General features: G+C 70.0%; 20 protein-coding genes and 1 pseudogene. 10 read left to right on the forward strand and 11 right to left on the reverse strand.

The window, feature by feature from the left end; all coding sequences use genetic code 11:
* Positions 1 to 5: 5 nt before the first annotated feature.
* Positions 6 to 1,340, reverse strand: a complete 1,335-nt coding sequence (locus IEZ09_RS13415; RefSeq protein WP_229812525.1) for a glutamine synthetase family protein — start codon at positions 1,338 to 1,340, stop codon at positions 6 to 8.
* A gap of 364 nt (positions 1,341 to 1,704) precedes the next feature.
* Between IEZ09_RS13415 and IEZ09_RS13420 the strand changes: the two genes are divergently transcribed.
* The gene (locus tag IEZ09_RS13420) at positions 1,705 to 2,220 is read left to right on the forward strand and encodes a MarR family winged helix-turn-helix transcriptional regulator (RefSeq protein WP_229812526.1); all 516 of its coding nucleotides are present in this window, start codon (positions 1,705 to 1,707) and stop codon (positions 2,218 to 2,220) included.
* Positions 2,221 to 2,280: 60 nt separating this feature from the next.
* Here IEZ09_RS13420 and IEZ09_RS13425 read toward each other — a convergent pair whose 3' ends face one another.
* Positions 2,281 to 3,630, reverse strand: coding sequence for a pyridoxal phosphate-dependent decarboxylase family protein (locus tag IEZ09_RS13425; RefSeq protein ID WP_189253995.1), 1,350 nt, complete (start codon positions 3,628 to 3,630; stop codon positions 2,281 to 2,283).
* A 50-nt stretch (positions 3,631 to 3,680) separates the two neighbouring features.
* The gene (locus tag IEZ09_RS13430; protein WP_229812527.1) at positions 3,681 to 5,777 is read right to left on the reverse strand and encodes a glycosyl hydrolase family 95 catalytic domain-containing protein; all 2,097 of its coding nucleotides are present in this window, start codon (positions 5,775 to 5,777) and stop codon (positions 3,681 to 3,683) included.
* A 340-nt stretch (positions 5,778 to 6,117) separates the two neighbouring features.
* On the opposite strand from IEZ09_RS13430, the gene IEZ09_RS13435 reads away from it, so the two are divergent.
* The 4 genes and pseudogenes from IEZ09_RS13435 to IEZ09_RS46415 all read left to right on the forward strand — a co-directional run bounded on the left by IEZ09_RS13435 (position 6,118) and on the right by IEZ09_RS46415 (position 8,497).
* Entirely contained in the window at positions 6,118 to 6,804 is a 687-nt protein-coding gene (locus IEZ09_RS13435; RefSeq protein WP_189253997.1) for an energy-coupling factor ABC transporter permease, read from the forward strand.
* The gene (locus tag IEZ09_RS13440) at positions 6,801 to 7,085 is read left to right on the forward strand and encodes a PDGLE domain-containing protein (RefSeq protein WP_189253998.1); all 285 of its coding nucleotides are present in this window, start codon (positions 6,801 to 6,803) and stop codon (positions 7,083 to 7,085) included. Before IEZ09_RS13435 ends, IEZ09_RS13440 begins: the two co-directional genes overlap by 4 nt.
* A pseudogene (gene cbiQ / locus IEZ09_RS46410) lies at positions 7,082 to 7,720 on the forward strand (cobalt ECF transporter T component CbiQ); the annotation flags it as partial. The gene IEZ09_RS13440 and the pseudogene cbiQ, both read left to right, overlap by 4 nt.
* The gene (locus tag IEZ09_RS46415) at positions 7,709 to 8,497 is read left to right on the forward strand and encodes an energy-coupling factor ABC transporter ATP-binding protein (RefSeq protein WP_229812550.1); all 789 of its coding nucleotides are present in this window, start codon (positions 7,709 to 7,711) and stop codon (positions 8,495 to 8,497) included. The pseudogene cbiQ and the gene IEZ09_RS46415, both read left to right, overlap by 12 nt.
* Here IEZ09_RS46415 and IEZ09_RS13450 read toward each other — a convergent pair.
* Positions 8,476 to 8,991, reverse strand: a complete 516-nt coding sequence (locus tag IEZ09_RS13450) for a TetR/AcrR family transcriptional regulator (RefSeq protein WP_189254000.1) — start codon at positions 8,989 to 8,991, stop codon at positions 8,476 to 8,478. The two genes, IEZ09_RS46415 and IEZ09_RS13450, sit on opposite strands and share 22 nt — an antisense overlap.
* 78 nt (positions 8,992 to 9,069) lie before the next feature.
* Between IEZ09_RS13450 and IEZ09_RS13455 the strand changes: the two genes are divergently transcribed.
* From IEZ09_RS13455 to IEZ09_RS13465, 3 genes are read left to right on the forward strand one after another with little or no spacing between them, the layout of a single operon-like run.
* Positions 9,070 to 9,525 (forward strand): nuclear transport factor 2 family protein, encoded by a 456-nt coding sequence (locus tag IEZ09_RS13455; protein ID WP_189254001.1) that lies wholly within the window; start codon positions 9,070 to 9,072, stop codon positions 9,523 to 9,525.
* The gene (locus IEZ09_RS13460; protein WP_189254002.1) at positions 9,522 to 10,436 is read left to right on the forward strand and encodes an aminoglycoside phosphotransferase/kinase family protein; all 915 of its coding nucleotides are present in this window, start codon (positions 9,522 to 9,524) and stop codon (positions 10,434 to 10,436) included. Before IEZ09_RS13455 ends, IEZ09_RS13460 begins: the two co-directional genes overlap by 4 nt.
* A gap of 12 nt (positions 10,437 to 10,448) precedes the next feature.
* Positions 10,449 to 11,078, forward strand: coding sequence for a GNAT family N-acetyltransferase (locus IEZ09_RS13465; protein WP_189254003.1), 630 nt, complete (start codon positions 10,449 to 10,451; stop codon positions 11,076 to 11,078).
* Here IEZ09_RS13465 and IEZ09_RS13470 read toward each other — a convergent pair.
* Complete coding sequence (locus IEZ09_RS13470) at positions 11,075 to 11,806, reverse strand: RDD family protein (protein ID WP_229812528.1); 732 nt, start codon at positions 11,804 to 11,806, stop codon at positions 11,075 to 11,077. The two genes, IEZ09_RS13465 and IEZ09_RS13470, sit on opposite strands and share 4 nt — an antisense overlap.
* A gap of 19 nt (positions 11,807 to 11,825) precedes the next feature.
* On the opposite strand from IEZ09_RS13470, the gene IEZ09_RS13475 reads away from it, so the two are divergent.
* Positions 11,826 to 12,833: a stage II sporulation protein M gene (locus IEZ09_RS13475; RefSeq protein ID WP_189254005.1), complete on the forward strand. Its 1,008-nt coding sequence runs from the start codon at positions 11,826 to 11,828 to the stop codon at positions 12,831 to 12,833.
* Here IEZ09_RS13475 and IEZ09_RS13480 read toward each other — a convergent pair.
* Genes IEZ09_RS13480 through IEZ09_RS13500 form a run of 5 tightly spaced genes read right to left on the reverse strand, consistent with a single transcriptional unit; the run spans position 12,830 to position 17,689 of the window.
* Positions 12,830 to 14,119 (reverse strand): DUF58 domain-containing protein, encoded by a 1,290-nt coding sequence (locus IEZ09_RS13480; RefSeq protein WP_189254006.1) that lies wholly within the window; start codon positions 14,117 to 14,119, stop codon positions 12,830 to 12,832. The two genes, IEZ09_RS13475 and IEZ09_RS13480, sit on opposite strands and share 4 nt — an antisense overlap.
* A 1-nt stretch (position 14,120) precedes the next feature.
* Positions 14,121 to 15,083, reverse strand: a complete 963-nt coding sequence (locus IEZ09_RS13485; protein ID WP_189254007.1) for an AAA family ATPase — start codon at positions 15,081 to 15,083, stop codon at positions 14,121 to 14,123.
* A complete protein-coding gene (locus tag IEZ09_RS13490; protein ID WP_189254008.1) occupies positions 15,080 to 16,114 on the reverse strand; it encodes a DUF4350 domain-containing protein in 1,035 nt (344 codons plus the stop codon). The genes IEZ09_RS13485 and IEZ09_RS13490 overlap by 4 nt, the downstream gene beginning before the upstream one ends.
* Positions 16,111 to 16,710 (reverse strand): DUF4129 domain-containing protein, encoded by a 600-nt coding sequence (locus IEZ09_RS13495; protein WP_189254009.1) that lies wholly within the window; start codon positions 16,708 to 16,710, stop codon positions 16,111 to 16,113. The genes IEZ09_RS13490 and IEZ09_RS13495 overlap by 4 nt, the downstream gene beginning before the upstream one ends.
* Positions 16,697 to 17,689: a DUF7847 domain-containing protein gene (locus tag IEZ09_RS13500; protein WP_189254010.1), complete on the reverse strand. Its 993-nt coding sequence runs from the start codon at positions 17,687 to 17,689 to the stop codon at positions 16,697 to 16,699. The genes IEZ09_RS13495 and IEZ09_RS13500 overlap by 14 nt, the downstream gene beginning before the upstream one ends.
* Before the next feature lie 157 nt (positions 17,690 to 17,846).
* On the opposite strand from IEZ09_RS13500, the gene IEZ09_RS13505 reads away from it, so the two are divergent.
* Complete coding sequence (locus IEZ09_RS13505; RefSeq protein WP_189254011.1) at positions 17,847 to 18,182, forward strand: STAS domain-containing protein; 336 nt, start codon at positions 17,847 to 17,849, stop codon at positions 18,180 to 18,182.
* Here the strand turns inward: IEZ09_RS13505 and IEZ09_RS13510 are convergent.
* Positions 18,179 to 20,032, reverse strand: a complete 1,854-nt coding sequence (locus tag IEZ09_RS13510; RefSeq protein ID WP_189254012.1) for a CheR family methyltransferase — start codon at positions 20,030 to 20,032, stop codon at positions 18,179 to 18,181. The genes IEZ09_RS13505 and IEZ09_RS13510 overlap by 4 nt on opposite strands.
* Positions 20,033 to 20,041: the final 9 nt, after the last annotated feature.

Here is a 20,041-nt window from a genome sequence, read left to right on the forward strand (position 1 = left end):
GGTGACTATAGGTGGTACGCGTACTCGGTGAACTCCCAGTCGGTCACGAACCGCTGGAACCGGGCCACCTCCTCCCACTTGAAGTCCACATAGGACCGCACGAAGTCCTTGCCCAGCACCTCGACCATCGCCGCGTCCTCCTCCAGATAGGCGAGCGCGTCGGGCAGCGTGGCGGGCAGCGTCGGGGCCTTCGACGGGTCGTAGCCGTACCCGGCGGACGGCCGCGGCGGCTCGATCCGGTCGCGAATGCCCAGGTAGGTGGCCGCGAGCATGCCCGCGATGCCGAGGTAGGGGTTCGCGCTCGCGTCACCGAGGCGCAGTTCGAGCCGCGTGGTCTCGCCGCGCTCGGCCGGGACGCGGAGCATCGCGCTGCGGTTGTCGAGACCCCAGTCGATCAGCCACGGCGCGAGTGAGTCCGGGCCGAACCGCTTGTAGGAGTTGACCGTCGGGTTGAGCAGCGCGGCCAGGGCGGGGGCGTGCTTGAGGATGCCGCCGATGGCCCAGCGAGCTTCGTCCGAGAGGCCGTGCGAGGTGCCCGCCGCCTGGAACGCGTTGCGGCCGTCCTTCTCGTGGCACGACAGGTGCAGGTGGAAGCCGCTGCCACCGCCGTCGTTGAATGGCTTGGCCATGAACGTGGCGAGCCGTCCCTCCCGGCGGGCGAGCTCCTTCACGCTCGTCTTGAACCGGAACGCGCGATCGGCCGCGTCCATGGCGGGCGAATGGACGAGGTTGATTTCGAACTGCCCGCCCGCGTACTCGTGGTTGCCTCCGGTGGTTTGCAGACCGGCGCTGCTGAGCGTGCGCAGAGTTCTCAACAGATGACCGTCGGAGTCGCCCCTTCGTCCGGTCGCATACACGTTGCCCGGCTCATCGCAGTAGGGCCGCCACCCGTTCGGGCGATCTTCGTCGGGTTCGCAGAGAAAATATTCCAACTCGGGACCGACCACCGGTGACAGTCCGGTCGTGTCGAATATCTCCAGCGCCCGGCGCAGCACCTGCCGCGGCGATTCGTCCACGGGTCTTTCGTCAGCCGGGCTCACGGCGTCGCCGATGCACCACGCCACGCCCGGCTCCCACGGAATCGGCAGGAGCGTGTCGAGGTCGGGAACCACGATCACGTCGGGCAGCCCGGCGTCGAGCACGCCCCCGTTCTCGGTGGTCTTGCCGCCCGGCGTGGTGCTGTAAACGGCCCGGCAGAACGACAGTCCGCGCTGCGTCACCGCAGGTAGATGCTCCACGAGGACGTCACGGCCCCGGTCAGTGCCGAGCAGGTCGGGGAAGACGACGCGCACGACGTCGATACCGTCCTCGCCCAGCCTCTCCGCGAGTTCCCGTGTCACCTGTTCACCGACCACGTCGAACTACCTTTCCGGCACAGTGTGTCGCTGGCGCGGAGGGGATAACGTTGAGGCGCAAACGCTATCTACCCGTCCGTGGAGCAAAGACCAGTCGGTGCTCCGCACTCATCGTCCACCACGGGGCAACAGTCCGTAACTGGACGGGTGACGACTGTCACGAGATCATGCACGATGTGGGATCGTGATCAAAGTGGTTGCGGACCGACTCGCACCACATCACAGACATAGTTCGGAACCGCAAGTATTGTGCCGGGAACACCTGAGCTCGAGCACGGGAGACTTTGAGTTGTCTGGTCACCACACGATTGCCGAGACCGAGAAAGCCGTCCAGGCCAAACTCGGTGCGGTGCCGCTGCATCGCGAGCAGATGGCGGCGGTGTCGAACATCCACCGCGCCGCCACCGCGATCCGCCAGCACCTCGAGAACTCGGTGCTGCGCACCAGCGATCTGACCTGGACCGGCTTCGTCGTGCTCTGGGTCGTGTGGATCTGGGGCGAGATGGAGACGCGCTACGTGGCCGAGGAGGCGGGCATCTCCAAGGGCACCCTGACCGGCGTCGCCAAGACGCTGCAGTCACGCGGGCTCCTGGAACGCCTCGGCCACCCCACCGACGGGCGCCTGGCGGTTCTGCGGCTCACCCCTGAGGGTGAAGAACTGATGGGCGACCTCTTCCCCAAGTTCAACGAGGAAGAGGTGTTCGTCTCCAACCCGCTGGAGTCGTCGGAGGCCCAGTCGCTGGCCGAGATGCGGCGCCGCATGGTGACGCACCTCGAGGCCAACGGCGAGCAGCGGCGGCTCGACCTGCGCGGGGACACGCCGCTGCCGCCGCGCCGGTCCGGCCGGCGGGCCAAGCACGGCTGACACGCGCTGGAACGGGCGACTCACCGGGGGTGAGTCGCCCATTTCGGCGTTCCTCCATCGTCAGAGCAGGCTGAGCAGCCTCGCGTGCAACGTGTCGACGTAGTCCTCGGACTCCGGCTTCATCAGCACGCTGCGCAGCACCCGAGCACCGTCCACATCGGCCTCCACCCCGGGGTGCCGCATCGCGAACGCCTCCTTCGACGCCCGTGCCACGCTCAGGAAGATCGGGTCGACGGCGGCGTTCATGCCGGTCTCCATCACCCGGTGCGAGGCGGCGTCCACCGCCGACAGCGTCAGCGGGCTGGTCCGCGGGAAGTACGTGACGATGTCCAGTTCCGGCTCCTGGTAGAGCTCGAGCTCCTCCGACTCGCGGATCATCGACGCCCACCGCACGGCTGCCCGCCGTCCGGCAGCCAGCACCTCGCCCAGGCCGTCGCGGGTCAGCGGGAGCAGCCGCAGCGTCAGCCAGAGGCCAGCGGCGGCGGCTCCGGCGCGGGAGCACTCCAGGCTGATCTCGCCCAGGTGCATCTCGTCGGACGTGAAGTAGGTGTAGGGGGAGTCGTGCAGGTAGAAGCGGCCCACGGACGGGTCGCGGAACAGGACCGCGCCGCAGCCGTAGGGCTGTAGGCCGTGCTTGTGCGGGTCGACGACGACGGAGTCGCACGAGCCGATGGCCTCCCACGGCTCTGGGTCCAGGTCCGTGCCCGCCAGCAACGTGAAGAAGCCGCCGTACGCACCGTCCACATGCACCCGTGCGTCGTAGCGGCGTGCGATGTCCAGCACGAGATGCACCGGTTCGATGGCGCCCAACGCGGTGGTTCCCGGGGTGACGACGACCGTGCCGACCTTGCCGCCACGCAGAAGCTCCTCCAGAGCGTCCAGATCCATGCGCCCACGGCCGTCCACGGGCACAGGGAAACCCTCGATTCCGAGCACACCGCACATGCGCGAGTGCGTGTAGTGAGCCTCGGAGGAGTACGCGACACCGCGGGAAGGATGCAGCGAACGGGCGACGAACAGCGCCTCCAGGTTCGCGATGGTGCCGCTGGACGTCAGGTGGCCCAGGTGTTCGGCGGAGTACCCGAACATCGACGCCAGCGAGGACACGACCTCGCGTTCCATCGCGGCGGTGGCGGGGCCGCCGTCCAGGGCGTGGTTGTTGGGGTTGATCAGCATCGCCGACAGGTAGCCCACGACCGCAGCCGGGTGCGGCGGCTTGAGCATCTGGCCTGCGTAGCGGGGGTGGAAGAACGGGTAGTTGTCGCGCAGGCGGTCCTGCAGCTCGGCCAGCGCGGAGCCGAAGACCGCCGGGTCGACGTGCAGGGACGAGTGGGGGGTGAAGGCTCCGTACTCGGCTGTCCACTTCTCGTGGTTGGCCAGCGCCTCGTTGAGCCAGTGCTGAAGATCCACCGCGCACACCCCACTCGTCCCGCACACACCCGAATGTTCGAATTTGTACGTTACGGCAGACCCCAGCGCGAAGACGAGCCGTTGGCGGCCACGTCGCGTGCTGAGACGTCGGGACGCGTTCCACGTCGTGCAACCACAGCGGTCTGACCTCGGCGAAGCGGGATCTCGATGGCCGAACCGCGGGTCTTGTAGTCCAGCCGGCGGCCCCGGTCGTCGCGCACGTCGATGTCACCGGTGATCCCGTGCTCCAGGACCAGGGGAGCGCCGGCCTCCGAGTGGACCCGCACCCAGTCGGTGCGCCCGCCCGAACGGGAGGCGTCGACGAGGAACGCGCCCTGCGTCCTCAACGAACTGATGGACGCGTCGGCCCAAGTGGACGACACCGACGGGAAGACGCGCACGACGTCGTTGTGCGACTGGACCATCATCTCCAGCACCGCCTGGCCGGACATCAGCGGCGACTCGATCGCGAGGTTGCCGCCCTCGCGGTAGAAGGAGTTCTCGGTCAGCACGGCGTTGGTGCCGACCTGCTTGCGCTCCAGGAAGTAGCGCAGGAACGACAGCGCGTCCTCCGGCCGCTTCATCGCCGAGTACATCGCGGACGCGGCGCCGTAGCTGTAGCCCGCCCACAGCTCACGGCGCGAGGTCCAGAGGTCGACCGTCCGCGTGATGAGCGCGCGGTGCTCCGGCATGTCCCACGTCATCTCGCGCAGCGGGTAGAACCACAGCAGGTGCGAGAAGTGGCGGTGCGAGTCCTCCAGCGCCTTGTCCCTGCCGATCCGCACGCCGCTCGCGTCCTGCGCGTACGGCGTCAGCCGGGTCAGCACGTCCCGCCAGCGCGGGTTCTCCTCGATCGACAGCAGCGTCTTCACGCCCCAGCGGATCAGCGACAGGTCGTAGGTGGTGTCGACGCTGTTGGCGTACTCCGGCGAGCGCGTCTCCGGCAGGTGCAGCTTGCCGTCGGTGCCCTCGACGAGGAAGCGGGCGTAGTAGTTGACCGCCTTGGTCAGGATCGGGACCAGGACGTCGGACAGGATCCGCTGGTCCATCGTGTGCCGGTAGCCCAGCCAGACGTTGTGACAGGCCCACAGAAGATTGCCCGTGTGGTCATTCGGCGCCACGCCCGGCACGCCGCAGTAGCGCGGGCCCGAGCGCAGCGTGCGGTCGCCGGGATGGCAGATCGCGTACGAGTTGCCGTCGCGGTAGGCCGGGTTCACGTTGAGCTCGAGGTTGTGCTCGAACCGCTTCAACGTGGTGGTGACGGCGTCCAGCTCGTGGTGGTTCGAGCCGTTGACCAGCGGATACGAGATCTGGACGTTGAGGTTCCACCACACGGCCGTCCAACTGTTGCCCTGCTCGGGGAACCACGGTCCCCACTCGGTGACGACCGGCGCGTCGGCACGGGTGGCGGCGGCCATCTTGTAGAGCTGCAGCCAGTAGAACCGCTGCACCAGCTTGTCCGGCACGGACACCAGCGACTTCGAGTAGTAGGCGTTCCACCAGCGACGGTGCTGCGTCGCCAGCACCTCGAACGGGATCGCCAGCGCCTGACGCACCTCACGGATCGCGTCGGACGTGTGCGTCTCCGCAGGGTGTGTGTACGTCACGTGGGCCGCGAACCGGCCGTCACGGGTCTGCCAGGCCGTCGTGTAGCCACCGCCCGCGAGCAGCGGCTGCGCGGCGTAGGAGACGCCGTTGGCCGTGCCCAGGGTCGGCGCGGGGTTGGCCGTGTAGTTGGCCGGCCGCCGGATCTGGCGGGTCGTCGCCGACTCCAGCGGCTGGAAACCCCACGTCACGTCGCCCTTCACCGTCGCGAGGAACGTGCTGCGCGCGTTGTGCACGAGCATCGTGAAGCCGGCGCTGCCCTGCGTGGTGGTCACCGTGCCGGTGAGCTCGGCGTTCCACAGGTCCAGCGTCCAGTCGACCGCGGTGATCGCGCCCGCGAAAGCCAGGGTGAGGTACCCGATCGGCAGCCGGGACAGGCCGATCGCGGCCTCCCAGTGCTCACGCTGGTCCTGCACCTCCGAGTGGCTGAGCATGAGCTTCAACTCGTTCGGCGTGCGGCCCGCGTAGACCTGGACGCCCAGGAAACCGTTCGCGAGGAACGGGCTGTCGCCCCAGTTCTGCGGCAGCCGCCGCCATTCCATGCGGGCATCGCGGACGATGTCGCGGTGGACGTTGTGACCCGATGTTTCGGGCAGTGTGGGAAACGCGACCGCGGTGCCCGTGCTGAGCGCAGAAGCTCCTACGGCCGCGCCAGTCCCGTACAGAAAGGTTCTGCGTGACAGCTCTGTCACTGTTCGTCCCTCCGTGCCGTGGCGGCGGCGGAACGGATCTTACGCAGAAATCATCCGATGACTAGGCCGGCGTGAACCGGAGGGCGTCGTCACGCGAACCCCAGCTGTGACCACCGACTCGCACTTACCCGCAAATTGTTGTTGCACACTGCTGGCCATAGCCGCCGCCCGGCAATTAGCGTGATCAGCCATGTCACCTGTTGCCATGCACATGAGCGACGGTCTGCTGAACGCGCCGGTCTCGGTCGCCTTCCTCGTCATCGCGGCGGTGGGCGTCGGTTTCGCGCTGGTCAAGGCCCGTGCCGACCTCGACGACCGCACGGCGCCGATGGCGGGCCTGGTGGCCACGTTCATCTTCGCCGTGCAGATGATCAACTTCCCGATCCTGCCCGGCGCGTCGGGCCACCTGCTCGGCGGCGCGCTCGCCGCGATCCTGGTCGGCCCGTACGTCGGGGCGCTGTGCGTGACGATCGTGCTGGTCGTGCAGGCGTTGCTGTTCGCGGACGGCGGCCTCACCGCGCTCGGTGCCAACGTCACCAACATGGCGCTGATCGGCACCGCGACCGGGTTCGTCGTCGCCGTCGCGCTGCGCAGGCTGGCCGAGCGGGGCAAGGGCGGCCTGGCGGCCGTCGCGTTCGTCTCCGCCTTCGTCAACACCGTGGTCGCCGCCACCGGGTTCGTCGTCGAGTACGCGATCGGTGGCGCGGGCGGTGTGGAGATCGGCAAGGTCGCGCTGCTGATGTGGGGGCTGCACGCGTTGATCGGCATCGGTGAGGGGCTCATCACCGCCGCCACCGTCACGTCGGTCGCCGCGATCCGGCCAGACCTCGTGTACCTGCTGCGTGGCAGCCGCAAGCCGCTGGAGGTCCGGTCGTGAAGAAGTTCTTCCTCGGTTTCGCACTGGTGTCGCTGCTGATCGCGGGCGTGCTGTCGTACTTCGCGTCCGGCGACCCCGACGGTCTGGACAAGACGGTCGAGGACACCGGCATCGCCGCGCACGCGCAGGAGCACCCGTTCGCGGGCAGCACGTTCGCCGACTACGCGCTCGGCGGTGACAGCAAGTTCACCGGCCTCGCGGGTGCGCTGGGCGTCATCGTGGTGCTCGCCGTGTCCTTCAGCCTCTTCTGGTTCCTGCGCAAGAGGCCCGACGCGCGATGAGCGGCAGCCACGACCTCCTGCACCACACCGGCGACTCGCCGGTGCACCGCCTCGCGCCGCAGGTGAAGATCCTCGTGGCGTTCGGGGCGGTGCTGGGCGTCGTGGCGACCCCGCGCACGCTGTTCCCGCTCTTCGGCCTGTACCTGCTGCTGATCGTCGCGGTGTGGACGGTCGCGCGCGTTCCCGTGCTGTGGTTCGTGAAGCGCGCGGTGATCGAGGTGCCGTTCGTGGTGCTCGCGTTCCTGCTGCCGATCTTCGGCACCGATCCGCGCACGGACGTCCTGGGCGTGTCGGTGTCGGTGGAAGGCGCGCTGGCGGGCTGGAACATCCTGGCGAAGGGCACGCTCGGCGTGCTGATCAGCCTGACGCTGGCCGCCACGACAGCGCCCGGTGATCTGCTGAAGGGGTTGCAGGCGCTGAAGGTGCCCGCACCGCTGGTCATGATCGCCACGCTGATGCTGCGCTACGGCGAAGTCGTCGCGGGAGAAGCGAAACGCATGCGCGTCGCCCGCATCTCCCGCGGCGACGACCCCCGTTTCCTGTGGCAGGCGGGCGCGACCGCACGCGCGGTCGGCACGCTGTTCATCCGGTCCTACGAACGCGGAGAGAGGGTGCACCTGGCGATGGTGTCGCGCGGCTGGACAGGCGGGCCCGCAGGCTCGGCCACGATCGTCCCGGAAACCCCTTCCGCGCCCGCGCTGGAGGTCTCGAAGCTCGCCTTCGCCTACCCCGACGGGCACCAGGCGCTGTTCGGCATCGACCTCCGCGTCGAACGCGGCGAACGGGTCGCGGTGCTCGGCCCGAACGGCGCGGGCAAGACCACGTTCGCCTTGCACCTCAACGGAGTTCACTCCGGCGGCAGCGGCACGGTGTCGATCGCCGGACTCGAGGTCACGAAGAAGAACCTGCGCGAGATCCGGCGCCGCGTCGGGCTCGTGTTCCAGGATCCCGACGACCAGCTGTTCAGCCCGACCGTCGCCGACGACGTGGCGTTCGGGCCGCGCAACTTCGGCCTGTCCGATGTGGACGACCGGGTGCGCAAGGCGCTGAACGCCGTTGGCATGGAACACGTCGCGGACCGCTCACCGCTGCACCTCTCCGGCGGGCAGCGGCGCCGGGTGGCGCTCGCGTCGGTGCTCGCGTGCGACCCGGAGATCCTGGTGCTGGACGAACCGTCCGCGAACCTCGAACCCGTGGCCCGCCGCGAACTGGCGGAGCTGCTGCTGGCGCTGGACCGCACGATGCTCGTGGTCACGCACGACCTGCCGTTCGCGCTGCAGATCTGTCCCCGCAGCGTGCTGATCGACGACGGCGTGGTGGTCGCGGACGGCCCGACCCGCGAGATCCTCGCCGACGCCGACCTGCTCGCCCGGCACCGCCTCGAACTGCCCTACGGCTTCCGGCTCGACTGAAGCCCGCTCACCACGATCTCCAGCAGCACGGCGGGGTTCGCGCCCTCGTGCATGCTCTGCAGCATCCCCTTCATCAGCGCGACCAGATCCCTGGTCGTCACGTCCGTCCGCACGGCTCCTACCTCCTGGGCGCGTCGCAGCAGGCCGCCGAGCGCGGTGTGCAGGCTGTCCCGCAGCTCCGACGGCACGGTGATCGCGTCGGACAGGTCCCGCTTCGCCGCGGCCTCCTCCGCCATCCGTCCGAGGAACGCGACCAGCGCCCCGCCGGGATCGTCCGAGGGCTCGTTCGCCGAGGCGATCATGGTGGCGACGCGGGCCTCCGTGACGGCCTGGAACAAGGCCTGCTTGGTGGGGAAGTGGCGGTAGACGGTGCCGGGCCCGACGCCGGCCCGGCCGGCGATCTCGTCCAGCGGCACGTCGAAGCCCTTCTCCGCGAACAGCTCCCGCGCCGCGTCCAGCACCTTCGCGCGATTCCGCGCGGCATCGGCCCTCATCGTTGCCAACCGGGGCGTGCGTTCCGTATCGTCATAACCGGGGTCACCGTTCCGATTCTAGAGATGGGGGCACGACACATGGCACGCACACCCGAACAGATCGTCGAGCACGTCCGCAGGATGGTGGCGGGGGAGGCGACGCACGCGGAGTTCGCGGACCTCTTCGCTCCCGACGGCGTCATGGCGTACCGCTTCCCTGCGCACTGGCAGCCGGAGGAGATCAAGGGACGAGAGGAGATCCGCGCGTTCTTCAGCAAGGTCCGCGGCGCCGGGGTGCGGGAGAAGATCGAGATCCAGAACGTGGAGGCGATCTGCCGCCGCACCGACGACCCGGACGTCGTGGTGTCCGAGATCGTCCACCGCGGCTGGTCGAAGGTGAAGCAGGACTACTACACCTTCACGGCCATCGCGATCATCCACCTGCGCGATGGCGAAATCGTGCGCTATGACGACTACATGAACCCGCTGCTGCTCGCCGAGCTGCTCGGCATGCCCTACCGGGCAAGCGAATCCGTGGCACAGTCGTCGGCATGAGCCTGGACGACCTGCCCGCCTGGCTGCCGGCCTGGTGCACCGATCATCTGGGCAGCGAGCCGGTCGCCGTGGTGTACGAGCGGGTGTCGATCTCGTCGGTCTTCGGCCTGGAGCTGGCCGACGGCCGCGAGGTCTACGTGAAAGCACGGGAGGACGACGGCCGCGCCGAGTCGTGCCTCACCGCGCAGGCGGTCCTGGCGGAGCGGGGGCTTCCGTGCCCTCGCCCCGTCACGCCGGTGACCGTCGTCGGCACGCTGGCCGTGCACGCCGAGGAGTCCCGGCCCGGCGGTGCGATGCTGCTCGGCGACACCCCGGTCGTCGCCCGGCGCTACGCGGCGGTGTTCGCCCGGCTGACGGCCGCACTGGCCGAGGTGACCGTCGCGCCACCGCTGCCGAACCCGCGCTGGTCCCGGTGGGACCACACGGATCCCGGACTGTGGCCGTCGATCGCCTTCCTCGACGAACGCGACCAGAGCCTCGTGCCCGAGTTCGTCGTCGCCACGGCCGAACGGGTCCGCAAACGGCTGCTCGCCACCGATCTGCCGTGCGTGCTGGGACATGCCGACTTCGAGGCCCAGAACCTCCGCTGGCGGGGCGGTGAGGTGTGGGCCGTGCACGACTGGGACAGCCTGGCGTGGCAACCGGAGGCGGCCCTGGTGGGTGCGGCGGCAGGAGCGTTCGCCAGCGCCTCACCGCCGACGCTCGCGCCGATCGAGAGTTCGGCGGCGTTCATCGAGACGTACCAGGAAAAGCGGGAGTTCAGCGACGAGGAGCGGGAGGTCGCGTGGGCCGCGAGCCTGTGGGCCGCCGCGCACAACGCCCGGTGGGAGGCGCTGCACGGCGACCCGCCGGTGTCGATCAACGCCGTCCGCGAGCAGGCGGCGGAACGCCTCCGCCGGGCGAACGCGTGACAGGATCGGGGCATGATCGATTCCCGGACCGTCGAGGTCGTCACCGACTGGGTGTGGGGCTGGGCGTTGTCCCGCGGCACCCCGGATCCCGTGCGGGAGCACGACGGCTACCGCATCGACGTCGGCCTGCCTGAACACCGGGTGCGCTACGTCCTGCCCGACCCGCGCTCGGCCGGCCCGCGAGCCGCCGGGCTCAGCGAACCCGGCACCTGGCTCAAGGTCTGCGGGGCGCCGGAACTAGTGCGGCTGAGCCCCGAGTGGACGATCGGCGCGCCGGAGCACCTGATGAGCATCGAGCTGGACGCACTCCCGCTCATCACGCCGCCGGATCCCTACACCGTGGAACTGCTCGGCACCGGTGACGTGCGCGACGCCGTCGTCCGCACCACCGACGGCGGGTGTGCGGCGAAAGGACGTGTCGTGGTGCGTGGCCGTGCCGCCGTCATCGACGTGGTGGAGACCGATCCCGCGCACCGCAGGCGCGGGCTGGGCAGCGTCGTCATGGCCGAACTGTCCCGTGCCGCCGCGGACCGCGGTGCGGTGCGTGCCGTGCTGGTCGCCACCGAAGCGGGGCGCGCGCTGTACGAGAAGCTCGGGTGGACGCCGGAGTCACCGATCACCGCCGCGCACCTCGCGGCCTAACCGGCGGCCCGGCGCCGCCGCTCCGCCAGCACCGCGGCCAGGTAGGGATGCGGATGCGTGTACTCGACCCGAGGTGACCGCACGGCCGCCCCGACGTCGTCGGCCAGCCGCGCACCCAGCTCCCACCGGGCCTTCTCGCCCAGCTCGTGGTACCGGCTGAGGTACTGCCGCGCCGCGAGCACCAGTTCGTCCGGCAGCTGCGACAGGTCCAGTCCGCGGGCCCAGTCGGCGAGCTGCGGCGGCATGTCCACGAGTTCCACGTCCTGGCGCGGCACCCGCGTGCGGATCACCAGGGTGCCCGCCAGGTAGTCGCCCACCCGCTTGCCCTGCGGCGAGAACAGCGACACGAACAACGCCACCGCGCCGCCCAGGCCCAGCGCCCAGAAGTCCACGAAGAAGCCGCCCAGCGCGCGGACCAGGGCGTGGCGGAACCGGATCGCGCCGCCGTCGTCGCGGACCACGCGCAGACCCATCACGAGCTTGCCCACCGAACGTCCGCGCGTCAGCGTCTCCACCAGCGTCGGGTAGCCGACCAGCACCAGCACGACCAGGGTCAGCGCCAGTGCGGTCAGCAGGGCGTCGTCGACGCTGATCGGCAGGACCAGGTAGACGAACAGCAGCAGGAGGAACTGGACGGCCACGTCGAACGCGAACGCGACCGCCCTGCTCGCGAGCTGTGCGACGCGCAGGTCCAGAACTACGGCTTCACCGGTGACGAGGTCCCCCACGCGGATAGTGTGACTCATCGTGGATCTGGACGTGTTCATCGATCGCCACCGCGCGTCGTGGCAGCGGCTCGAGCAGCTGGTCGAGCGGTCCGGCCGGCTCAGCGGGCCCGAGGCCGACGAGCTGATCGAGCTCTACCAGCGGGTGACGACGCACCTGTCGGTCGTGCGCAGCCAGACCCCGGACCCCGCCACGGTCGAACGGCTGTCGTCGCTGGTCGCCAGGGCGCGGTCGGCGCTGACGGGCACGCACACGCCCGCGTGGCGCGTGGTCACCCGCTTCTTCACGCACCGGCTGCCCGCCGCGATCTACCTCGGCTGGCGCTGGTGGGTGCCGGCGGGTGTGGTGTTCTACCTGGTCAGCGGCATCATGGCGGCCTGGATCGCCGCGAACCCCGACGTGCAGGCGACCATCGCCGCGCCGGACGAGCTGCGTGAGATGACCAAGGTCGGCGGCGGGTACGAGGCCTACTACTCCAGCGATCCGGCAGGGTCGTTCGCGGCGAAGGTGTGGACGAACAACGCCTGGATCTCCGCCGCCTGCCTGGTGCTAGGCGTGCTGTTCGCGATCCCGCCCGTCTACCTGCTCTTCATGAACGCCGTCAACCTCGCCGTCGGCGTGGGGCTGATGTTCGGCGCCGGCCGGGGCGGGCTGTTCCTCGGGCTGCTCGCGCCGCACGGGTTGCTGGAGCTGACGGCGGTGTTCGTCGCGGCGGGCATCGGCATGCGGCTGGGCTGGCAGGTCATCGACCCCGGCAAGCGCACCCGTGCCGCCGCGCTGGCCGCCGAGGGACGCTCCGTGGTGGCGGTGGCGCTCGGGCTCGTCGTGGTCCTGCTCGTGTCCGGTGTGCTCGAAGCGTTCGTGACACCGTCCGGGTGGCCGACGTGGCTCCGCGTCGGCATCGGCGTGATCGCCGAGGTGCTGTTCCTGCTGTACGTCTTCGTGATCGGGCGGAGGGCCGCGCAGGAGGGCGAGACCGGCGACGTGGACGCGAGCGAACGCGAGGACGTCGCGCCCACGACGGTCTAGAGCTTCCCCGCGGCCTTCAACGACAGATAACGGTCCGCGAGAGCGCGTGGCAGCTCATCGGGCAGTGCGTCCACGACGTCGACACCGTGCCGTGCGAGCAAGGCGGTGAGACGGCGTCGTTCCGCCAACGTCCGTTCCGCAGCGGCGGCCGCGTAGACCGACTCCAGGTCACCACGCCCGGCGGCCATCTCGTGCAGGGCGGGATCGGACACCGAGGCGATCAGCAACCGGTGCCGCGCGGCCAGCGCGGGCAGCACCGGCAGCAGGCCGTGCTCGATCGACGGCTCCAGCGACGTCAGCAGCACGACCAGCGAACGGCGGCCCGCCCGGCGCAGCACCTCCGCCACCGCACCGCGCGCGTCGAACTCGACCAGCTCCGCCTCCAGCGGCGCCATCGCCTGCACCAGAACGGGAAGCGTCGCCCGCGGCACCGAAGCCCGCACCTTGTGGCTGAACGCCAGGAAGTCGACCTGGTCGCGCGCGTGCGATGCCAAGGCGGACAACAACAACGCCGCGTCCATCGACGTGTCCAGCCGCGGCAGGCCACCCAGGGCACCCTCCACACGTCCCGCCGCCGTCCGCGCGGTGTCGAGCACGATCGTCACCTGGCGGTCGCGTTCCGGCCGCCACGTCCGCACCACGACGTCCGACGACCGCGCCGACGCACGCCAGTCGATCGACCGCACGTCGTCGCCGATCACGTAGGTCCGCAACGAGTCGAACTCCGTTCCGGCGCCACGGATCAACGACGCCCGACGGCCGTCCAGCTCGCGCAGGCGTTCCAGCAACGGCGGCAGGTGGCGGCGGCTGTGGAACGGCGGCAACGCGCGCACGGTCCACGGCACCACGTGCGACCCCTGCCGTGCCGCGATCCCCAACGGGCCGACAGACCTCACGGTCACACGATCCGAAACCCGATCGCCACGACGCACGGGCCGCAAGTCGAAAGACAACGTCCGCGACCCACGCGCAGGCACGTCGACGAGAACCCGATCGGACACCACACCGGCAGAAGGCGCCCAGGCGTCCCGGAGAACACCCCGCAACCGACGTCCGGGGTTCTGCACGGTCAGCTGCACCGTGCACAGCTCACCCGTTCGCACGGAAGTGGCTCCAGCGCGCACGAAGGTCAACCGCCGGACACTCGCCGCCAGCACCAGGTCGACGGCCACGCATGCCGCCAGCATCGCGAGCACGAGCAGAATCCCTTGCCACGACGGCAAGAGCAGCCCGACGACGAGAACACCGATGAGCGCGAGCACCCCCGCGCGGCCCGTGAGCGCCACGTCAGCGCGGCACCTGGACCGCGCCGAGCACGCCGTCCAGCACGCCGTCGGTCGTCACGCCCTCCAGCTCGGCCTCCGGACGCAGCTCCAGCCGGTGTCGCAGCGCCGGGCGGGCCAGCGCCTTCACGTCGTCCGGCGTCACGTAGTCGCGGCCGGACAACCACGCCCACGCCCGCGCCACCGCGAGCAGAGCCGTTGCCCCGCGCGGAGAAACACCCAGCCGGACAGCGGGGGACTGCCGCGTCGCCCGGCACACGTCGACCACGTAGGCGATGACCTCGGGCGCCACGGTCAGTGCCCGCACCGCCGCCGACCCGGCCTCCAGGTGCGCCGCACCGGCCACCGGTGACAGCCCCGACAGGTCACGCGGGTCGAACCCGGCCGCGTGCCGCGTCAGCACGTCGATCTCGTGCTCCCGCGCCGGAATCGGCATGGTCACCTTCAGCAGGAACCGGTCCAGCTGCGCCTCGGGCAACGGATAGGTGCCCTCGTACTCCACCGGGTTCTGCGTCGCCACGACGATGAACGGCGACGGCAGCGGCCGCGTCCTGCCGTCCGCCGACACCTGCCGTTCCTCCATCGCCTCCAGCAATGCCGCCTGCGTCTTCGGCGGCGTCCGGTTGATCTCGTCCGCCAGCAGCAGGTTCGTGAAGACCGGCCCCTCGCGGAACGAGAACGCCGCGTTGTGCGAGTCGTAGACCAGTGACCCGGTCAGGTCGCCCGGCATCAGGTCCGGCGTGAACTGCACGCGCGTCGTCGACAGGTCCAGCGCGCGGGCCATCGCCCGCACCAGCAACGTCTTCGCGACGCCCGGCACACCCTCCAGCAGGACGTGTCCCTTGCACAGCAACGCGAGGATCAACGACGTCACGGCGGAGTCGTTGCCCACCACGGCCTTGCCGATCTCCGTGCGCAACGCCACCAGCGCCGTGCGTGCCTCTTCGGTGGTGACCACTGCCGTCATCCCTTGCGCACCTCGTTCTCCAGAGCGTCCAGCTCGTCGGCCAGCGCGACCAGCCCCCGGTCGTCCACCGGCGCATCGTCGTCGTAGAGCAGCGTCCGCACGCCGGCGGCGGAACGCGAAGTCCTGCGGGCGATCTCGGCGGACGGGTCCTCGCCGGCCGGCAGCCCCAGCAGCCCGGCCAGCCGGTCGCGGCTCGCCTGCCGCAGCACCGAGGCGGCGTGCCCGGACGCGTGCGACCGCCGGTACAGCCGCGCCCTGCCCTCCACGGTCTCGGCCGCGCGGACCACGACCGGCAGCGGCTCGGTCACCACCCGGCCCAGCCTGCGCGCGCGCCACAGCGCGATCACCACGGCCGCGATCCCGAGCTGCCACGCGCCGAACTTCCAGCCGTCCGGGATCAGGTCGGTGAACGACTTCTGCTGCGAGCGGTCCGCGGCCGACGGCAGGTACCAGACCAGCCGGTCGTACTGGCCCAGCAAGGCGAGCGCCAGCGCCGCGTTGCCCTCCTCGTCGAGGTCGCGGTTGGTGAAGATGGAGCTGAACCCGATCGTCGTGACCGTGCCGGTGCGCACCAGCGTCGAGTCGTAGCACCGTTGCTCGCCCTCGTACACGAACCCTCCGGCGGTCGCCGGACCCGCCTTCGCCGCCAGCGGGCATCCAGGGTCCCTGGTCTCGACCTTCAGCGGGCTCTTCCCGGTCGGGGGAGCGAGCAGCACGGTGGCCGCGGCACGGCGGCTCAGGTCCGCGAGCCGCGCGGGGTCGATCAGGGCTGGATGCGTCACGAACAGCGTCGCACCCTCCACAGAGGACACGTCGTCCGTCGGCTCGACGCGGACGCCGTTGCGCTCCAGCAGCGCGGCGACCGCGTGGCTGCCCTCCGGCTGGTACGACCGGGGATCGAGCGAACCGCCCTCGCCGCCACCGCGCAGCAACGTGATCACGACGGCCGTGAACAGGATGATCACGCCGATCAGCACCGGCCCGCGCGCGGCCGTCCAGATCCGGCTCGCGTCGGGGGAGACCGCCGTCATCCGCGCACCCTGTCGTCCACGGCGACCAGCTGCCGGTACCCCTGTTCGGTCGCGGGCCTGCCGCCGTACCAGACGTCGTCGAACTGCACGGCCGCGCCGCGCAGGTCGGCCGCCAGCACGGGAAGTGCCTGACCCGCCTCGATCGCCACCTCGTCCACCGTACGGCCGGCCCGCGGGTCGAGCACCCCGCGCTGCTCCAGTTCCCGCACCACGGCGCGGAACCGCTCGCGCACGGCCTCGGCCAGGTCACCGGCCGCCGCGGCGCGCTCGGCGGCGGCCCGGTGCTCCGCCGCGGTCAGCACGGCGTCGAAGACCTCACCACGGCGCGACCGCGCGGAACCGGCGGTGCGCCCGGCGCGGAGCCTGATCACTATCACGATGATCACCGCGACCACGACGAGGATCGTGATCGCGGTGATGCCGCTCATGCCCGCCGCACCGGCGAGCAGCTCGCCCAGCCGGTCCAGCACCCACTCGAGGGCCCGCTCCAGCGGATTCGGGTCGCCGGAGACGTACGCGGGGTTGCTCAGCTCCCGTGCGGCCGCCTCGCGGGCCTCGTCGCGGTCGAGATCTACCGGTACGTCAGATACCGCCATGCCCTGCGGCCCGCTGGAGTTCGATGTCCATGCCCTCCGCGCGCATCCGGCGGTCGACGTAGACGAGCACGGTCACCGCGGACGTGAACGGCAGCGTGATCGTCGAGGCGATGATCGCGCCGATCGTCGACAGCACCAGCGAACCCGCGCTCAGCGCCGCCGTCGGGTCGCCGGACAGGCCGGTCGAGACCGCGCCCGCCAGCCCGAACGGGAGGCTGATGATCCAGCTGATCACCCAGCTGATCACCGCGGCGAGCAGCAGGATGCCGAACGTCCGCCACCACGCGCCGTTGACGAGGTTCTTCGACCGGCCGAACGCCGTGCCGACGCCGCAGCGCTCCAGCACCAGCGCGGGCGTGACGAGCCCGAACAGCACCCACAGCCAGACACCGGGCACGATGCACAGGACCAGGCCGACGGTGATCACGAGACCGGACAGCAGGGTCGCGCCGAGCAACGGCAGCAGCCGCGGCTTGAACTCCTCCCAGGCCTGCGCGAACGTCACCGGGCGGCCCAGGACCGCGTGGCCGACGATCACGGTGACGAAGCCGGACAGGAACACCGTGCCGAACAGCACCAGCACGACGCTGAGCAGCCCGCCGGTGAGGATGCCGGTGATGGCGCCGGTGAACTGCTCCAGCGCCTGCTCCTGGGTCACCGTGTTCGGGTCCAACGTCGCCACGTCGACCACGTCGTCCAGGAACGGCAGCTGCACCAGCAGGCCGAGGACCTGGGTGATCGCGGCGACGACCGCGGCCGCGCCGATGATCAGCTTCGGGTACCGCCGCATGGTGGTGATGGCGCCGTCGACGATCTCGCCGACGGCCAGCGGGCGCAGCGGGATCACGCCGGGCTTGATCGTCGGCTGCGGTCCGGCCGGCGGCGGCGCGTAGTAGCCGGGAGGCGGCTGCGGCGGCTGCTGCTGCGGCGGTTGGTTCGGTTGCTGGTCGGGTGAGGACCAGCCAGGCGTGTCGGTCATCGCGGCTACCCCCGGTCGTTGTGTGAGCGGCATCCTGCCAGATCAGGACCGTCGTCACAGCGCAACCCGATCACGAAACGGTGTCCGCGCGGTTGTGAGGCCGCCCCGTTCTGGGTATCCCCTGCGAGAGCGGCCACATGCGGAGAGGATGAGTCGGGTGCAGGGACCTGAACCGCTCGAACTGAGCGTCGACCACGTCGGTGCGTCGACCGTGGTCGGTGTGGCCGGCGAGATCGACCTCGCCACGGCGCCGCAGTTCGAGGCGTTCCTGCGCGACCAGCTCGCCCACACGCACGCCGTGTTCATGCTCGACCTGTCGGGCGTGAACTACCTGGGGTCGGCCGGCCTCGACGTGTTGCTCCGCGTGCGCGCGGAGTGCGATCGCCGCGGCGTCGACCTCGTCTTCGGCGAGTGCTCGTTCATCGTGCGGCGGGTGTTCGAGGTCAGCGGCCTCACCGGCTACTTCCTGCGCGGGGAGAGTGCGACGGGCTAGTCCTCCTGCTGTTCCATCACCAGGATCGCGCCGTCCGGCTCACCGCCGTTGGCGCGCAACGAGCTGCAGACGACCCGGATGAGCACCTCGCGGCCACGCCGGTTCACCGCGGTGAGCTTGACCTCCTCCATGAAGGTGCCGTCGCTCAGCGCCGACCGGACGACCGGGCGCAGGTCGGCCACCGGCAGCCCGATGTCGAGGTTGAGCAGGTGCTCGCCCTCGGCCTCGTCGCGCCGCATCCCCCACAGCTCCTCGGCACCCCGGTTCCAGGCCAGCACCCGCATCTGCACGTCGAGCACGATCACCCCGGCCCGCAGCGAGGTCAGTATCGACTCCAGGAACTCGTTGACCCGGTCCAGTTCCGTGGTGCGTTCGCGCAGCGCGTCGTTGATGGTCTGGAGCTCGTCGTTGGTCGACTGCAGCTCCTCGTTCATCGTCTCCAGCTCTTCGTTGGTCGACTGGAGTTCCTCGTTGGTGGTCTCGAGCTCCTCCACCGTGGACTGCAGCTCTTCGTTCGTGGTCTCCAGTTCCTCGTTGGTGGACTGGAGCTCCTCGTACGCCGACTCCAGCTGGCGGTTGGCGTGTTCGAGGTCCTCCAGCAGCCGGCGTGCCGCCGTCATGTCGTGGAAGACGACGGAGACGCCGAGGATCGCGTTGTCGGCACCCACGAGCGGGTTGACGTGGACCTCGAACCACGTGGACTCACCGGGACCGCGCAGCCACTCGACGTCCTTGATGCGCAACGACTTGCGCTCCAGCCGCGCCTGGTCGACGTACCCGCGCAGTTCGACCGGGCGGTAGGAGATGTCGATGTCGCGCAGCGGGCGGCCCACGTCCTTGGCGGAGAGACCGAACGTGTTCTCCGCCTGCTGGTTGATGAGCGCGACGACATCCTCCGCCGTCACCACTATCTGGGCGACCGGGCTCGCGGAGAACGCGTGCTCACGCAGCGCGTCGATGCCACGCAGGTCCACCCTGCGATCGTGCACCATCGCGTGCGAAACGAAATGGGCCGGAGTGCCCGCTCCGCTGGCCGCCTTGCGGAAGAGGCGCCGCTTGAGGTCGATGGGGTCGAAGATGCGGCTGTGGCTGAGCAGCATCTCGGCCTTGCCCAGAAACAGCACGCCCTTGGGCATCAGCGCGAAGTGGAACCGGCCGAGGATCTTGGCCTGCGTCTCCTGGTTGAAGTACATCAGCGTGTTGCGGCACACCAGCAGGTCGATCCGCGAGATCGGCGCGTCCTGCACCAGGTCGTTGCGGCCGAAGATGACCGAGCGGCGCAGGTCCTTGCGGAAGCTGTAGCGGCCGTTCTGCTGCTCGAAGTACTTGGTGGCGAGCTCCGGCGGCATCGACTGCAGGTCCCGTTCGGCGTAGCTCGCGTGCCGGGCGTGCGACAGCGCCTCGTCGTCGACATCGGTGGCATAGATCTTGACCTGCTGCCGGAACCGCTCGGGGCCCATCGCCTCGGCCAGCGCGATCGCGAGGCTGTAGGCCTCCTCGCCGGATGCGCAGCCCGCGCTCCACACGCGGATGGGGTCGTCCGGCCCGCGTTCGGCCAGCAGCGTCGGAATGACCTCTTCGCGCAGGTAGGTCCACGCCTCCTGGTCGCGGAAGAACGCGGTCACGTTGATCAGGATCGTGTTGAACAGGACGCTGAACTCGTCCGCGTTGACCTGCAGCTGGTCGATGTAGTCGGTGTAGTCGTCGACGCCGATCTGGCTCATGCGGTGCCGCACGCGCCGCATCAGGCTGGTGCGCTTGTATCCGGTGAAGTCGAAACCGCGCGACTCTTTGAGGTACTGCAGCACCTCTTCGAAGTCCTGGTCGGGGATCGGCTGGCCGTCGCTCACGCCTGCAGA

The sequence above is a fragment of the Lentzea flava genome, assembly GCF_014648475.1.
GTDB classification, from domain to species: Bacteria; Actinomycetota; Actinomycetes; order Mycobacteriales; family Pseudonocardiaceae; genus Lentzea; species Lentzea flava.

What these genes read in the sequence shown, in the direction of transcription:
- IEZ09_RS13430 (WP_229812527.1), bottom strand. Translation starts at nt 5,777, where the DNA reads ATGGAATGGCGGCGGCTGCCGCAGAACTGGGGCGACAGCCCGTTCCTC.
- IEZ09_RS13435 (WP_189253997.1), top strand. Translation starts at nt 6,118, where the DNA reads ATGTCACCTGTTGCCATGCACATGAGCGACGGTCTGCTGAACGCGCCG.
- IEZ09_RS46415 (WP_229812550.1), top strand. Translation starts at nt 7,709, where the DNA reads ATGGTGTCGCGCGGCTGGACAGGCGGGCCCGCAGGCTCGGCCACGATC.
- IEZ09_RS13450 (WP_189254000.1), bottom strand. Translation starts at nt 8,991, where the DNA reads ATGAGGGCCGATGCCGCGCGGAATCGCGCGAAGGTGCTGGACGCGGCG.
- IEZ09_RS13455 (WP_189254001.1), top strand. Translation starts at nt 9,070, where the DNA reads ATGGCACGCACACCCGAACAGATCGTCGAGCACGTCCGCAGGATGGTG.
- IEZ09_RS13460 (WP_189254002.1), top strand. Translation starts at nt 9,522, where the DNA reads ATGAGCCTGGACGACCTGCCCGCCTGGCTGCCGGCCTGGTGCACCGAT.
- IEZ09_RS13465 (WP_189254003.1), top strand. Translation starts at nt 10,449, where the DNA reads ATGATCGATTCCCGGACCGTCGAGGTCGTCACCGACTGGGTGTGGGGC.
- IEZ09_RS13485 (WP_189254007.1), bottom strand. Translation starts at nt 15,083, where the DNA reads ATGACGGCAGTGGTCACCACCGAAGAGGCACGCACGGCGCTGGTGGCG.
- IEZ09_RS13490 (WP_189254008.1), bottom strand. Translation starts at nt 16,114, where the DNA reads ATGACGGCGGTCTCCCCCGACGCGAGCCGGATCTGGACGGCCGCGCGC.
- IEZ09_RS13495 (WP_189254009.1), bottom strand. Translation starts at nt 16,710, where the DNA reads ATGGCGGTATCTGACGTACCGGTAGATCTCGACCGCGACGAGGCCCGC.
- IEZ09_RS13500 (WP_189254010.1), bottom strand. Translation starts at nt 17,689, where the DNA reads ATGACCGACACGCCTGGCTGGTCCTCACCCGACCAGCAACCGAACCAA.